The organism is Mesorhizobium sp. P2_C7 (assembly GCF_056404515.1).
The window spans coordinates 1-13,330 of record NZ_JBFUDW010000021.1 but is presented as its reverse complement, the minus strand read 5'-3'; the positions used below and the strand labels follow the sequence as shown (position 1 = coordinate 13,330).

Annotated in this window: 17 protein-coding genes and 1 tRNA gene; 6 read left to right on the top strand and 12 right to left on the bottom strand. The window is 62.0% G+C overall.

The window, feature by feature from the left end:
• Window positions 1-25: 25 nt before the first annotated feature.
• Together AC1D2G_RS31495 and AC1D2G_RS31490 are read right to left on the bottom strand one after the other, a co-directional pair.
• Entirely contained in the window at window positions 26-916 is an 891-nt protein-coding gene (locus AC1D2G_RS31495; protein WP_477418911.1) for a DUF2182 domain-containing protein, read from the bottom strand.
• Between the two features lie 9 nt (window positions 917-925).
• A complete protein-coding gene (locus tag AC1D2G_RS31490; RefSeq protein WP_477418909.1) occupies window positions 926-1,561 on the bottom strand; it encodes a DUF1326 domain-containing protein in 636 nt (211 codons plus the stop codon).
• Window positions 1,562-1,889: 328 nt separating this feature from the next.
• Between AC1D2G_RS31490 and AC1D2G_RS31485 the strand changes: the two genes are divergently transcribed.
• From AC1D2G_RS31485 to AC1D2G_RS31465, 5 genes are all read left to right on the top strand, one after another.
• The gene (locus AC1D2G_RS31485) at window positions 1,890-3,059 is read left to right on the top strand and encodes a cystathionine beta-lyase (protein ID WP_095086170.1); all 1,170 of its coding nucleotides are present in this window, start codon (window positions 1,890-1,892) and stop codon (window positions 3,057-3,059) included.
• Window positions 3,060-3,226: 167 nt separating this feature from the next.
• Complete coding sequence (locus AC1D2G_RS31480; RefSeq protein ID WP_477418907.1) at window positions 3,227-4,312, top strand: HPP family protein; 1,086 nt, start codon at window positions 3,227-3,229, stop codon at window positions 4,310-4,312.
• Between the two features lie 101 nt (window positions 4,313-4,413).
• Complete coding sequence (locus AC1D2G_RS31475) at window positions 4,414-5,088, top strand: RNA polymerase sigma factor (protein ID WP_477305928.1); 675 nt, start codon at window positions 4,414-4,416, stop codon at window positions 5,086-5,088.
• A gap of 106 nt (window positions 5,089-5,194) precedes the next feature.
• A complete protein-coding gene (locus tag AC1D2G_RS31470) occupies window positions 5,195-5,719 on the top strand; it encodes a DUF4142 domain-containing protein (protein WP_477418905.1) in 525 nt (174 codons plus the stop codon).
• A 10-nt stretch (window positions 5,720-5,729) separates the two neighbouring features.
• The gene (locus tag AC1D2G_RS31465) at window positions 5,730-6,038 is read left to right on the top strand and encodes a cupredoxin domain-containing protein (protein WP_477418903.1); all 309 of its coding nucleotides are present in this window, start codon (window positions 5,730-5,732) and stop codon (window positions 6,036-6,038) included.
• On the opposite strand, the gene AC1D2G_RS31460 is transcribed toward AC1D2G_RS31465, so the two are convergent.
• Window positions 5,984-6,880: a crotonase/enoyl-CoA hydratase family protein gene (locus tag AC1D2G_RS31460; protein WP_477418901.1), complete on the bottom strand. Its 897-nt coding sequence runs from the start codon at window positions 6,878-6,880 to the stop codon at window positions 5,984-5,986. The two genes, AC1D2G_RS31465 and AC1D2G_RS31460, sit on opposite strands and share 55 nt — an antisense overlap.
• A gap of 87 nt (window positions 6,881-6,967) precedes the next feature.
• Here AC1D2G_RS31460 and AC1D2G_RS31455 point away from each other — a divergent pair, with 87 nt between their 5' ends.
• Window positions 6,968-7,555: a TetR/AcrR family transcriptional regulator gene (locus tag AC1D2G_RS31455; protein ID WP_477418899.1), complete on the top strand. Its 588-nt coding sequence runs from the start codon at window positions 6,968-6,970 to the stop codon at window positions 7,553-7,555.
• Window positions 7,556-7,650: 95 nt separating this feature from the next.
• Here AC1D2G_RS31455 and AC1D2G_RS31450 read toward each other — a convergent pair whose 3' ends face one another.
• The 9 genes from AC1D2G_RS31450 to AC1D2G_RS31410 all read right to left on the bottom strand — a co-directional run.
• Window positions 7,651-8,877, bottom strand: coding sequence for an anion transporter (locus tag AC1D2G_RS31450; RefSeq protein WP_477418897.1), 1,227 nt, complete (start codon window positions 8,875-8,877; stop codon window positions 7,651-7,653).
• A gap of 119 nt (window positions 8,878-8,996) precedes the next feature.
• Entirely contained in the window at window positions 8,997-9,959 is a 963-nt protein-coding gene (locus AC1D2G_RS31445) for a glycosyltransferase family 4 protein (RefSeq protein ID WP_477418895.1), read from the bottom strand.
• A gap of 243 nt (window positions 9,960-10,202) precedes the next feature.
• Window positions 10,203-10,985: a GGDEF domain-containing protein gene (locus AC1D2G_RS31440; protein WP_477418893.1), complete on the bottom strand. Its 783-nt coding sequence runs from the start codon at window positions 10,983-10,985 to the stop codon at window positions 10,203-10,205.
• 178 nt (window positions 10,986-11,163) lie between these two features.
• Entirely contained in the window at window positions 11,164-11,388 is a 225-nt protein-coding gene (locus tag AC1D2G_RS31435) for a hypothetical protein (RefSeq protein WP_477418891.1), read from the bottom strand.
• A gap of 272 nt (window positions 11,389-11,660) precedes the next feature.
• Window positions 11,661-11,725, bottom strand: a tRNA-Ser gene (locus AC1D2G_RS31430).
• Between the two features lie 252 nt (window positions 11,726-11,977).
• Complete coding sequence (locus AC1D2G_RS31425) at window positions 11,978-12,337, bottom strand: DUF7674 family protein (protein ID WP_457155689.1); 360 nt, start codon at window positions 12,335-12,337, stop codon at window positions 11,978-11,980.
• Window positions 12,338-12,453: 116 nt separating this feature from the next.
• Window positions 12,454-12,669, bottom strand: coding sequence for a hypothetical protein (locus AC1D2G_RS31420; protein ID WP_477418889.1), 216 nt, complete (start codon window positions 12,667-12,669; stop codon window positions 12,454-12,456).
• Window positions 12,670-12,876: 207 nt separating this feature from the next.
• Window positions 12,877-13,083 carry a hypothetical protein gene (locus tag AC1D2G_RS31415; protein WP_477418887.1) on the bottom strand — a complete coding sequence of 69 codons (207 nt, stop codon included), beginning with the start codon at window positions 13,081-13,083 and terminating at the stop codon, window positions 12,877-12,879.
• 4 nt (window positions 13,084-13,087) lie between these two features.
• Window positions 13,088-13,330 (bottom strand): hypothetical protein (locus AC1D2G_RS31410; RefSeq protein ID WP_477418885.1); only part of this gene is annotated, 243 nt, incomplete at its 5' end.

Here is a 13,330-nt window from a genome sequence, read left to right as displayed (position 1 = left end):
CCGCCGGAAACGGGAGGAGCGCAGTTCAGGATGCTTGGACGAGCAGCCAGGCGCCGATTGCCGCCATCAGCGTGCCAGAGATGCGCGGGATCAACTGCCCGGTCGGGACGGTTTTTTCCAGGAGAACGACGATGGCGATGCCGGCGATCCACAGCACGTTCATGACGCCGCCGACGAACAGGAGTGCCATCAGCGCCCAGCAACAGCCGAGGCAATAGGCGCCATGAACGATCCCGAATCGAAGCGCACCAAGCGGATCGGAGCGGAACCCGCCATGACTGGCCAGAAATGCGATCGGTGCCTGGCATTGCTGCAGGCAGACGCCCTTCATCGGCGTCCATTGATAGAGGCCGGCCGCGATCAGGACGAGGCCGCCGAGAACCGTACTGTTGGTTGCCATCAACGGGCTCAGCAAGGCCTGACTGGCCAGCAGCCATTGCGCGGCGGTCGCGACCACGCTGAAGGCAACCCAGACGAGCAGATAGCCGGTGAAAAACCATGCAGTCGATGCGATGGGCCGCCCACCCGCCCGCGCCTTGCGACCGACCCCTGCGTAAAGCAGCACCATTGGCGCCACCGAGGGCGTCATCATGCCAACCATCATGACGGCCCACATGGCGAAGATGAAAGCGAAATCGGCTGGCGCCCAGGCCCGGAAGCCGGGCGCCATCGTGGCGCCCATGTCCATGCCACCCTTATCAATGCCGGGCATATCCATATTGCCCGCATCGGTGCCTGACATGCCCATGCCAGCCATGTCGCCACTTGCGGCGCTCGGCGTGGCAGCATCCTGCATGGTCATGTCGGCGGCGAGCCACAGCACATAGGCCCATGCGAGCACGGCAATGATGACGAGCGCGGCCGTCACGACTGTGCGGTCGCGCCGCAGCACCGCCTCGAGAGCCGTGTCGCTCATTGGATCAGCTCAATGCACGATGCCGCTTTGCGAGAGGTGCAAATTGGCGAAATGGCTGTGCGAGTCCGCCAGTTCGAACTTGATCGGGCCGGTCGCCTTGGTCCAGCCACGCCCGACCTCGGCAAGCGAATATTCAAAACCATGCGTGAGGTCGATGCGCGCCCGATGCTCCGCACCGGTGACGGGATTCTTGATCGGCTCGCCGCGACCCGAGGTTACGCCCGGCACGTGCAGGCGAGCGGCTCGGGCATCGATGTCGACTTCGAAGTCTATTGCCGCGAAGATCGGATCGTGGACCGTCTCCAATGTGGTCGAAAAGACCTGGAATATGGTCGCGCCGGGTTCGGTGTCCTCACCGCTGAGAATGCGAAGCAGCGCTCTGCGCTGCGCCTCGGTCGCCCGCTCGTCAATGACCACTGCCGCCTCACCCCTGCCGTGGTGAATTGCGCCGGGCCAGCGGAAGACACCGGCAAAGCGCAAGCCATCCAGCTTGGTGTCGCCGTGATAGCCGCTCTCGATTTCCACGCCGACCACCGCGCGGCAGAATCCATTCGTCGGCAAGGCGTTGAACTGGCAGGGGCAGCCATACGCGCAGTTGCAGTTGACGAACTCGCGCGCCTTGATCATCCACTTGACGTTCGTCATGGCATTCCTCCCCTTGGCTGCATTCACTGCTCTGCAAGCGAGATGCCCGGATCGCAGGGGATCAGGAGGTCAACCGGGAAGGATCATCCGGCAGCATCTGATCGAGGCAGTCCGGGAAAATATTAGGAATCAATCATATATCTTTCCCGGCCGTCCTCAATAGCCGAACGGCCAAGAGCGCAATGCGTTCGGACCGGGCAAGACTGTGCGCCCCTTCACCAGACACGACTTGGTACATCCGAAGTCGGTTGCCTGGCGGGTGCAGGCCGGTTGCACGGCCAAAGCGGTCGCACTATGGCTAGCGCCTTGTCGAACAAGGCGAAGAAGAATGGCGAAAGACGGCGACCGACTGGGTATCAACACGCGGCTTACCCATTCGGGCAACAACCCGCATGACTATTTCGGTTTCGTCAATCCACCGGTGGTGCACGCCTCGACCGTTCTTTATCCCGACGCGGCGTCGATGGCTGCACGCAGCCAGAAATACACTTATGGCACGCGTGGCACGCCAACGACCGATGCCCTTGCCCATGCCATAGATGCACTGGAGGGGTCGGCCGGCACGATCGTGGTGCCATCGGGCCTTGCGGCGGTGACCGTACCGCTGCTCGCCTTCGTCTCGGCGGGCGACCATCTGCTGATCGTCGATTCCGTCTATCACCCGACGCGCAACTTCGCCGACACCATGCTGAAGCGACTGGGCGTCGAGGTCGAGTACTACGCCCCCGATGTCGGCGCCGGCATCGCGGCGTTGATCAAGCCCAACACCAAGGTGGTGTTCACGGAATCGCCAGCGTCCAACACGTTCGAGCTGCAAGACATCCCGGCCATCGTCAAGGCGGCTCACGCCGCAGGCGCCATCGTCATGATGGACAATACCTGGGCGACGCCGCTGTATTTCCGCCCGCTCGACCATGGCGTCGACATCTCGATCCACGCGGCGACGAAATATCCGGCGGGCCATTCCGACGTGCTGCTTGGCACGGTCTCGGCCAACGAAGGCTGCTGGAAGCATCTTTACGAAAGCTTCTGCACGCTTGGCTGCTGCGCCGGGCCCGACGATGTCTACCAAGTGCTGCGCGGCCTGCGCACCATGGGCGTGCGCCTCGAGCACCATCAGCGCAGCGCGCTCGCCATCGCCTCCTGGCTTGAGGGCCAGAAGGGCGTGGCGCGCGTGCTCCACCCTGCCCTTCCCAGCCATCCGGACCACGGCCTGTGGAAGCGCGACTTCTCCGGCTCGAGCGGCATCTTTTCCATCGTGCTTGCCGGCGGCGGCCAGAAGCAGCAGCACGCCTTCCTCGACGCGCTGCAGATCTTCGGCCTCGGCTATTCCTGGGGCGGCTATGAGAGCCTTGCGGTGCCGGTCTGGCTCGCCGACCGCGTTGTCGCAAAGGGCCCGTATGAAGGCCCGTTGATCCGCCTCCAAATCGGCCTCGAGGACGTCGACGACCTGAAGGCCGACATTCTACGCGGCCTGACCGCCGCGGCTTCTGCCTGAGCGATCGGGGCACCGCCCAACTGATTCGGCAAATCACGGAATTCTATTTCTCAAAGCCGCGCCTTTGCGGATCAATTTGGCTTTCAAATCCGACAATGCCGCGTCATTGCGGTGCGATCATCTGGTTTCGACTTCCCTCTGGCATACCGGCAGAGTTTCCGACTCCCATGGCCTTTCGCCTTTTTGTTCCGATTCTTGCCGGCGCGACGCTGCGCGAGCGCATCATCGCCTGCATCGGCGCGACGATCGGCATTGCACTGACCGGCGCGATCGGCGGTCTGGTGCTCGGCAACGGCCCGCACGTGCCGCTGCTGGTGGCGCCCATGGGAGCCTCGGCCGTGCTCCTGTTCGCGGTGCCGGCCAGCCCGTTGGCGCAGCCATGGTCGATCATCGGCGGCAACACGATATCGGCTCTGGTCGGCGTGATCGTGGCGCATTTCATCCACGAAACCGCCCTTGCCACCGGCATCGCGGTGGCGCTTGCCATCGCCGCCATGTCGTTCACGCGCTGCCTGCATCCGCCGGGCGGGGCGGCTGCCCTGACGGCAGTGTTGGGAAGGCCTGCCGTCATCAGCGCCGGCTTCCTGTTTCCATTCGTGCCGGTGGCATTGAACTCGCTTCTGCTGGTGGCGCTGGGCTACGGCTTCCACAAGCTGGCCCGTCGCAATTACCCGCACGTGCCGATGTCCCCGACGAACAGCCACGGCACCATCGATCCGCCGGCGCGGTTGCGCGTCGGCTTCCAGCCCGAAGACATCGATGCCGCGCTTGGCGCGCTCGACGAGACGTTCGATATCGATCGCAACGATCTCGACCGGCTGCTGCGGCAAGTCGAATTGCAGGCGATGGTGCGCGCGCACCAGAGCCTGCTGTGCGAGGACATCATGTCGCGCGATGTGATCTCGGTCGACGAACACACGTCCACCGAGTCAGCGCGCCAATTGCTGCTTGACCACAACATCCGTACCTTGCCGGTCGTCAACGCGGAGACAAGGCTGGCAGGCACCGTGGGATTGCGGGAACTGGCACTGGCCTCCGGCACGGTCGGATCCGTGATATCGCCCGCGGCGACAGCCGCCGCCGGTTTCGCCGCCATGGGTCTGCTGCCGGTACTCACCGACGGCCGCAGCCATGCGGTCATCGTCGTGGACGACGACAAGCGCATTCTCGGACTAATCACACAGACCGATCTGCTGGCGGCCACCGCGCGTCTGCAGGCTGCTGACAAGTCCTCGCCGGAAGCGGTACGGTAGCCGCCGCCGGACCCGGCAAAAATGGCCGGGAACCTTTTGCCGGCAATGCCATCCAATCTCTCAATCGGGTTTCGGTCCGGGATTGGGTTGAGGAACTGGCCATGCCTGCTGTCTTGACGGCCATGCCTTCTGTCGCTTCAGGCGACATGCAGCTCGTGCGCCGCGCCTTGGCGCGCGAGGGCGACGCTTTCCGCACCATCATCAAGATGCACAACCAGCGGCTCTATCGCATCGCCCGCGGCGTGGTGCGCAATGACAGCGAGGCCGAGGACATCGTGCAGGAGGCCTATGTCAGGGCCTTCGCCCATCTCGATGCGTTTCGCGGCGACTCCTCGCTTGCCACATGGTTGTCGCGCATCGTCATCAACGAGGCGCTCGGCCGACTGCGCAAAAGACGCAGGACGGTGGCAATGCCGGAAAATCCGCAAGCCGAGATCATCCGGTTCCCCCTCAACCCCAGCGACGATCCGGAACGGACGATGGCGCAACGGCAGATCCTCCAGCTGGTCGAACGGGCCACCGACAGCCTTCCGGATGTCTACCGGACTGTGTTCGTGGCGCGGGTGATCGAGGGGCTGAGCATTGAAGAGACCGCCGATCTCCTCGGCGTCCGGCCACAAACCGTCAAGACAAGGCTGCACCGCGCCCGCACCCTGGTACGCAAGGCACTGGACGACCAGATCGGGCCGGTGCTGCTCGATGCATTCCCCTTCGCCGGCCGACGTTGCGAAAGGCTGACCAGCGCCGTGATGCGGCGGCTCGGCCTCGAAAGCTGACCTTTCGCCGATTTCCTTGGGAACGTTTGCCGCGGCCCCGCATCCAATGACCGTCAACCGAGAAACACTGACCGGCGCGATTTCCGCTCCGGGCGAAGGAGATGCCATGCCTATCCGACACACCGCTGCCCTGGCCGCCATGCTGCTGCTTGGCACTGCCCCGTTCGCGCAAGCGGCCGACAAGCCGACCGACCCACAGATCGCCCACATCGCCTACACGGCCGGGGTCATCGACGTTGAAGCCGCCAAGCTGGCGATCGAGAAATCGAAGAACAAGGACGTCGTCGATTTCGCCAACGACATGGTGCGCGACCACGAAGCCGTGAACGTGCAGGCGCTCGACCTGGTCAAGAAGCTCAAGGTGACGCCGGAAGACAACGCCACCAGCCAGGCGCTGAGCAAGGCGGCCGGCGAAGAGAGGGCCAAACTGGCCAAGCTCGAGGGTGCCGCCTTCGACAAGGCCTATGTCGACAACGAGGTCGCCTACCACAAGCAGGTCAACGGCGCTCTCGAAACGCTGCTCATCCCGTCGGCCAGCAATGCCGAACTGAAGAGCCTGCTAGAGACCGGCCTGAAGATCTTCCAGGGCCATGAGCAGCATGCCGAACATGTCGCCGGCATGCTGAAGTAGGACAGGCAGCATGTCGAAACGCCATCTGTGGATCGCGCTGACGCTGGCCATCGGCATCGTTCCAGCACAGGCTGAAACTATCCAGGTCACCATCAACAAGCTGGTGTTTTCGCCAGCCACCGTCGGGGCCAAGGTCGGCGACACGATCGAGTGGGTGAACATGGACGTGTTCGCCCACACGGCGACCGTCAAGGGCGGGTGGGAGGTGACGATCCCGCCGAAAAAGTCCGCGAGCCTCACCCTGCAGAAGGCAGAGACGGTCGATTATTTCTGCCGTTTCCACCCCAACATGAAAGGCCGTTTGGTGGTGGCGCCCTGATCCAGCGCCAACGAGGCCCGCCTGGCCTCGTCAGGCCGCGCGATGTGCGTCCATGAGCCGTCATAGCGGGGCTCGCGGCGGGTCAGCCAGGCATCCAGCCCTTCGCGCAGGTCGGCGGTCGGAGCCATGCGGGCAAACTGCTCGGCTTCGACCAGCAGGCCTTCCGCGATGCTCAGGTCGAGGCCGCGCGCCACCGCTGTGAGGATGCCCGCGATCGCAAGATCGGAGTGCCGCAGGATACGCTTGGCGAGGCCAATTGCGGCCGGCATCAAATCGCCATGCGGCACCACCTGGTTGACGAGGCCAAGTTCAAGGGCGCGCTGCGGCGGAAACCAATCGCCGGTCAAAAGAAGTTCGAGCGCCCGCTTGCGCCCGGCGAGCCTGGGCAGGCGCTGCGTTCCGCCAAAGGTCGGCGGCATCGCAAGGCTGATTTCCGGCTTGGCGAACAGGGCGCGTTCGCTGGCGATGGCCAGCGGCACGGCCTCGGTGATTTCGCAGCCGCCGCCAAAGGCAATGCCGTTGACGGCGGCGATGACGGGTTTGCGGAATGCTTCCAGCCTTGCCGTCAGCCGCTGCCCGCGCATCACAAAGTCACGGATCGCGACATCGACGCCAAGCGCCACACTGGCCGAGAATTCGTGGATGTCGCCACCCGCCGAAAACGCCCGCTCCCCTGCTCCGGTAAGAATGACCGCCCGAACGCCGGCATCGACTTCAATGTCGTCGAGGACCGCGAGCAGGCGATCGACCAAGGCATAGTTCAACGCGTTGAGCTTCTCCGGCCGGTTGAGGGTGAGGATGGCAATCCCATCCCTGGTTTCGTTGAGGACAAGATCGGTCATTTGGCTTCCTTCTCCAGCGTACCCATGGCTGGGAAGGTTACGCCCTTCGTCGCTTGTGTATATTCACTAGTCGGTATACATAAGCGAATGCCTGAAGCGCAAAGCCCCACCCGCAAACGCATTGTCGATGCCGCAACAAGACTGTTTTACGCAGAAGGAATCGGCCGCGTCAGCGTCGATGCCGTTGCCGAGGAAGCCGGGCTCACCAAGCGGACGCTTTATTACCACTTCAAGAGCAAGGACGACCTGATCGCCGCCTATCTCGATGGCCGCGACCAACCCAATCTGAAGCGGATGGCCGGCTGGTTCGATGCCACCGAAGGCGGAGTGGATCGCAAGGTCGAGGCGATCTTCACCAATCTGGCGAAGGCCGCCCACCATCCGAAATGGAAAGGATGCGGCTTCCTGCGCACGGCCGCGGAACTCGCCTCGATGCCTGGACACCCGGCGATCAAGGTCGGGTCGCGGCATAAGTCAAATTTTGAGACGTGGCTGGCCGGTGCGTTGTCCGTCCGGGGCGTCGAGGGGCCGCAAGCCTTGGCACGCGAGATCGTGCTCCTGATAGATGGCTGCTTTTCGATCATGCTGATCCACCGCAATCCCGATTACATCGAGGCAGCAGGCCGCGCCGCGGCGACGCTTGTCCGGGCCCGAATTGCAAGCAACCAGGTCTAAAGCGCGTCGCGTTTGAACGGATTCAGGCAACGCGCTTTAGGTCTTTTCATGCATGTCGTTCTCCCAAAACCGGGGCCACTTTTGAGCGACATGCATTAGAATCCAAACGCCAGCCATGCCGTGCCGACCACCAGCGTTATCAATGTCAGCGGCAAGCCGACCTTGAAGAAGGCGCCGAACGACAGCTGCGTGCCGGCGGTCCTTGCCTGCTCGGCGACAATCAGGTTGGCGACCGAACCGAGCAGCGTGAAATTGCCGGCCAGCGTCGAGCTCATGGCGACCACCAGCCAGGCACGTTCGGGATTTTCAAGGCCGGGTATGAAGGGCCGCAGCGCCAGCACGGCCGGGACATTGCTCATGATGTTGGAGAGCACCGCGGTGAAGCCGGACAGGCGCCAGACATCGTTGAGCCCAAGGTTCTTTGCCGAGGCGATCATCTCTGGCGTCAGCAGCGTCTTTTCCGCGCCGGCGACGACCACGAACAGACCGGCGAACATGAACAGCAGCGGCCCGTCGATCTCGCGGTAGATGCGTTCCGGTTTGATGGCACGGGTGAGCAAGAGGATGGCACCGCCAATGAGTGCCGCCTTGGCGACGGGCACGCCGGCGAAGAAGGCGATGGCCAATCCGATGCAGACCACCACCGCCTTCAGCACCTGTCCCTTGTGCATGCGACCACGCGAGACTTCTGGGGTCAATTGGGCCGTGCGGGCGAATTCGACCCTGTAGACGATGCGGATGATGACAATGACCGCGACCAGGCCAAACAGAGCGACCGGAGCAAGGGCCGCCGAAAAGGCAGGATAGGAAATGCCCGACAGCGCGCCGATCACCATGTTTTGCGGATTGCCGGTGATGGTGGCGACGCTGCCACAATTCGACGCGGTGGCGGTGGCGATCAGATAGGGGATGGGGTTGCGCTTGATGACGCGGGTGACGTGGACGACGATCGGCGCCATGACCAGGCAGATGGCATCGTTGACCAGGAAGGCCGACAGCACGCCGGTCAGCAGCGTCACCATGACCAGGAGCATGAAGGGCGCGTGTGCATGCTCGATGGCCACGGCGCCAAGACCGCGAAAGGCGCCGGAGACCTTCAGATGCGCCACCACGATCATCATGCCGAGCAGCAGCGTGATGGTGTCGAAATTGATCGCGCGGTAGGCATCCTCCATGCTGAGCGCGCCGACGGCGATCATCGCGGCCCCACCGAGCAGCGCGATCCCTGCCCGGTCGAGGCGCAGGCCCGGGATGCGGCCAATGGCGACACCGGCGTAAGTGAGGATCAGGATCAGCAGTGCCGCCGCGCCCATCAATGTCATCGGTAAGAAGTCCTGCTCAGTCTGTGGCGCGCCGCTGCCCGTCCGCCCGATGGTTCGTTTGCATGCCAGCTTTAGCGCGATGCCGAGGGTGTCCGCAAAGCCCAGGGGACGATGTGCCGCTAATGCAGATAGAAATCCAGCCGCCGTCGAAGCGCCTGCGAAGAAAACAGCTGCTCAAGGGTCCGCCGCGCCTCGCGACCCACCGTCGCCCGCAGCTCCGGATCGGCTTTGAGGTCGGCCAGGATCTGCCGCGCCTGTTGCGTCGTCTCGAACAGGAAACCGTTTTCGCCATGCCTGATATGGTCGGCATAGCCGCCATGCGAATGGCAGACCACAGGCAAACCACAGGCCATCGCTTCGAACACCACCCGGCCGAACGTCTCCACATGCGAGCCGGTGCGATAGTAGAACACGTCGAGCGTCGGCAGGAACTCTTCGGCCGCAAACCGGCCTTGCGGAAGGAGTTCGAGTTGTGGATGCGGTTTGAGCCTGTCCTTGAGCGGCATCCCGCCCTGAATCCGCAACGCGGCGCCATCCGCCAGCAATGCTTCGTAAAGCGGCACATCGTCCGCATGATGTTTGTCCGTGGTGTCGCGGCTCAATCGTCCCAGCGTGAACGGACGACCGGGCTTGACTGGTTTTGGTGAAAAACGTTCGATATCGATCGGCGACGGATGCACGACGCCATCGACCCGCAGCATGCGTTTTTGAAAATCGGAAATCAGCACCAGTTCGGCGTCGGGCCAGCTGAGCCTACGGGGCATGCGCGTCGTCAGCGCGATGACTTTCGGATGAAAGGTATTGAAGACATAGATCAGGCGGCGCGGTCGCGGGATCAGGTAGGGCCACATTTTGTTGCGCCAATGCGCGCCGAAGAAGACGTAGGTACCGCCGTCCGGCACATTCCACTTTGGCAGCGAGATGCGGCGAATCGGAAATTGCCGCATCAACTCGCCGGACACCCTGGAGGACGTTGCCCACAGACGCACCTCGGAGTCAGCGCTCAACAGCCGGTACAGCTCCAGGGTTTCGAGGTCACTGCCGCCAAAGGGGTTCTGAAAGCCATTGAACAAATGAATCATAGTTGCCGCGCTGATCTTGCACTGAACCGTCCCGCCATTCGTTCGCCGGCATTGAGAAAGGCCGTGGCTGGACCGGACCGGACGCTTGCGAAACTCGGGAAAGCGGTAACGTTTTTAGCGTGATCAGCAAAGCGAAAGCATCGCCGCGCGACGCTTACTCAAATCAGGGTGCTGTGCCCGAGGTTTTCGTGCCCAACTGTGACAGGACGCGACGGTTCAAGCTTGCGATGAACATGCTTGCTGTCAATGCACGATGGCGCCGCTGGGCACCAGAGAAGCCCCTGACGGATCGAAGCTGACTTGATCGCGCCCGTTCGATTTGGCCGCGTAAAGCCGCCTGTCGGCCGCCACGAAAATCTCTTCGAAGGTTGTCGGCCCGGAAAAGCTTGTGCCGCCGATGCTGACGGACAATGGGCATGGCCGCCCGCCCGGAGAGAAGTCCATCTCACGGATGCGCCGGCGAATGCTTTCGGCAACCACCCACGAATGCGAGGGATCGACGCCAGGCAGAAATACGCCGAACTCTTCGCCACCGATGCGGCCAACGATGTCGCCGCCGCGCAGCTGGCCTTTGATCGCCTGCGCGATCAGCTTGAGCGCCTGGTCTCCGCAGTCATGTCCGTGCCGGTCGTTGATCGACTTGAAATGGTCAGCATCGATGATCAGCAGCGCCCCCGAATGGGCCTGCTCCTGCTTGCGGGTCTGCTCGAGATAGGCTTCGACCAGCATCGAGAAGGCGCCGCGGTTCAGCACCGCCGTCAGGCTGTCGGTCGCGGCAACGATGCTGAGATCACGCTGGGCGATGGCCAGCTGGCGGATCTTCCACATCAGGAAAAACAGAAATGAGCCGCCCAGCACCAAAGGCAACATCAGATCGGTCAGTTGCGCCCGCCACAGTGCCTCGGGTGAAAGATAGGGGAAATTGAAGGAATCAACAAAGAACGCCACGGCGATGAAGAATGCCGTACCGGCTGCCGTGACAGCGATAACCCTGCCCCAGCTCGTCGGCGACAGATCGAGCCTCATCGCGTTCCACTCCGTTAGCCGCGGCTACTATGACGCAGCAACGCAAACAAATTGATAAGACTTTCCTTCCAATTCGATACCGGCAGACACGACAACGCAACGGCCACCGACGGCAGCCGTGCTCGCTCCCGCGGTGAAAACCGTCGCTCTGCTGGACTTCGTGCAGGACTCCTGAATGTCAGCGGTTGGGCGCTGGTCCACCCAGCGCCTCGGCAACGAACGATGCCGCGATCAAGTCGTCGGCATCCAGTCGTAGGGAGCCGTCGCCTGCCCCCATGATGGCGGCGACCTTGTGAAACGTTTTCATCTCATGGTCGGAAATTTCGGCATCCTGCATTCTGGCCTTGAGTTCAGCGATACGCCGCCCCAACACGGGGGACGTTCCAATCTCACGTTTCGACATAACCTGGCTTCTCCTCCCCCAACCCGCGCTTGTTTTACCCCACCCCATTCGTCGGCCCACACATTGCCTTTTTATGAGGCACCGCGAATACAAGGCCCCGAACGCGTGGTGGGAGCTATGGTTCCAACCCCGCTGGATCACGAAATAATTCCGGATCGCTGCGCCGAACCCAGGCACAACTCCTTGTTGCACAAGGTGGTGGCGCTGGCAGTCGCGAGATGGCAGATTTAGCGGCCCTGATCAGGATAAACGGTACAAGCCTTTGAAATTATTGGCGATCCCGACAGGATTCGAACCTGTGACCATCGGCTTAGAAGGCCAGTTTTGTACCGCTTCCCTTTGCTGACAAAAAGCGTGCCGCAATATCTGTAACAGTTACGTACTTTCTCGGCTCACCATTGCCGGCGCTAGTGTAGCGGCATGAGGGGCGAACTGTATTTCTGGCTAGGTCTCGCGTGTGGCGTCGGCGTCATCGCGATGTTGTTGTTGTTGCTCGCGATGCTTAGCTTCGGTTTCGGCTTATACGCCGTTCCCGCTTAGTCGGCTATGTCTCGCAGCGATGGGTAGTGTCTCAGTTTGAAATTTGGGGCTAGAGGCCCGCAGTTGTCGATCCATAAAAGCGGTCCATGCCTCTGCAATATTCTTTAGAGGCTGGCCCCAGAAACTCGACAATCGTAGCGAAATCGAAGTCACCCCGGTCAGCGGCGTTCTGTAAGGCCTCAAGAAAGGTAGCAATGTCAGCATTGTCTTTGGCCGAGCTCTCTCGCAAGCCCTCTTCGCATAATTGGAAAACGCCTTTGACAACGTTCTCTGGGGTCTTCCCCAGATTCGATATCAAGGTCTCCGCCAATTCTGCGGCGGCAATTGTTGATGGAAATGCAGAGGGGGCCCATTGAGCGGCGAAGTCGCGGAGCGTATGGCGCAACTCTGGTGTCTGATCGGCGATCATATCTATGTATTTCCGACTGGACATGCCCGCTCGTCAGTTCTCCAAAGCTTTCTATATGGGCGTGCCACCCCGGCTTCGGCGCGACGGCGTCCATCTTCTCGCAAACAGGTAGTGTCTCAGTTTGAAATCTGGGGGCCGTTCGGCTCCAGCTTTGACCGGATTTGATGAATAGCGCTCACGATGGCGTTGGCTGACTGAACGTCCAGCGCAATATCTAACAGACCTTCGGTTGTGTGAATTGAGAGAACCCCAATCACACCCGCATTGTGCGTGATGGTGCCGACGTGGATTTCAGTCGGTACGAAGGGCCGCGCCTTTCCCTTGCGTTGCATTGCTCACACTCCCCTCGCGGCGACAGTCGCGCAACGCCGTGGCACATTCAAGCTGGCCTTAGGGTCATGTAACGGGCGGGAAGTGTTCTTAGGTTAGCGAGTGCTTAAAGCCTTACCTATTCGCCTATTTCGGCAGCTTCTTGTAGGGACCGCGCGCTGGCTTCGGCGCAACGGCGCCGTGCTAAAAACAAAATTCTCCCAGGCTGGCTACCCGGCGATCGCCATTCCAATACCGACACCAAGGCCGATAGCAACGCCCATGAGCAGCTTGCCGGCAAAGTCTAGGGCGAAGGCGCGGACAGCGCTCCAGGCATCCCCACGGGGCCCCCTGATGGCGTTCGACAGGTCATCGAAGATCGCGTCCATGCCGGCAATATAGATCGAAACCGCGATTCTGTGAATCCCCACCTTCATGGCGTTATCGCACCAGTAGATTGTAGCTCGGTTCCTCACAGTGATAGACGCGGCATTGGCCGTCGCGGGTTGGAACGGCGGCGGACATCGGCACGTCGGGCCAGTCGCACTCATTGCCGAACTGGCGCACATAGCGGTCATATGTGTTGGGGCCGGTGGTCAGCACCACGGCGTGCCGGCTCTGGATCAACTGCTGAAGCTGCTCGCAGCTCATCGTGCGCGTGTCGGGCCGAGCCTCGGCGACGCT

Excerpts from the sequence above, each read along its gene's own strand:
- AC1D2G_RS31460 (WP_477418901.1), bottom strand. The coding sequence starts at position 6,880 with ATGACCGATCTTGTCCTCAACGAAACCAGGGATGGGATTGCCATCCTC.
- AC1D2G_RS31470 (WP_477418905.1), top strand. The coding sequence starts at position 5,195 with ATGCCTATCCGACACACCGCTGCCCTGGCCGCCATGCTGCTGCTTGGC.
- AC1D2G_RS31435 (WP_477418891.1), bottom strand. The coding sequence starts at position 11,388 with ATGTCGAAACGTGAGATTGGAACGTCCCCCGTGTTGGGGCGGCGTATC.
- AC1D2G_RS31425 (WP_457155689.1), bottom strand. The coding sequence starts at position 12,337 with ATGATCGCCGATCAGACACCAGAGTTGCGCCATACGCTCCGCGACTTC.
- AC1D2G_RS31455 (WP_477418899.1), top strand. The coding sequence starts at position 6,968 with ATGCCTGAAGCGCAAAGCCCCACCCGCAAACGCATTGTCGATGCCGCA.
- AC1D2G_RS31415 (WP_477418887.1), bottom strand. The coding sequence starts at position 13,083 with ATGAAGGTGGGGATTCACAGAATCGCGGTTTCGATCTATATTGCCGGC.
- AC1D2G_RS31495 (WP_477418911.1), bottom strand. The coding sequence starts at position 916 with ATGAGCGACACGGCTCTCGAGGCGGTGCTGCGGCGCGACCGCACAGTC.
- AC1D2G_RS31475 (WP_477305928.1), top strand. The coding sequence starts at position 4,414 with ATGCCTGCTGTCTTGACGGCCATGCCTTCTGTCGCTTCAGGCGACATG.
- AC1D2G_RS31440 (WP_477418893.1), bottom strand. The coding sequence starts at position 10,985 with ATGAGGCTCGATCTGTCGCCGACGAGCTGGGGCAGGGTTATCGCTGTC.
- AC1D2G_RS31420 (WP_477418889.1), bottom strand. The coding sequence starts at position 12,669 with ATGCAACGCAAGGGAAAGGCGCGGCCCTTCGTACCGACTGAAATCCAC.
- AC1D2G_RS31480 (WP_477418907.1), top strand. The coding sequence starts at position 3,227 with ATGGCCTTTCGCCTTTTTGTTCCGATTCTTGCCGGCGCGACGCTGCGC.
- AC1D2G_RS31490 (WP_477418909.1), bottom strand. The coding sequence starts at position 1,561 with ATGACGAACGTCAAGTGGATGATCAAGGCGCGCGAGTTCGTCAACTGC.
- AC1D2G_RS31485 (WP_095086170.1), top strand. The coding sequence starts at position 1,890 with ATGGCGAAAGACGGCGACCGACTGGGTATCAACACGCGGCTTACCCAT.
- AC1D2G_RS31450 (WP_477418897.1), bottom strand. The coding sequence starts at position 8,877 with ATGACATTGATGGGCGCGGCGGCACTGCTGATCCTGATCCTCACTTAC.
- AC1D2G_RS31445 (WP_477418895.1), bottom strand. The coding sequence starts at position 9,959 with ATGATTCATTTGTTCAATGGCTTTCAGAACCCCTTTGGCGGCAGTGAC.
- AC1D2G_RS31465 (WP_477418903.1), top strand. The coding sequence starts at position 5,730 with ATGTCGAAACGCCATCTGTGGATCGCGCTGACGCTGGCCATCGGCATC.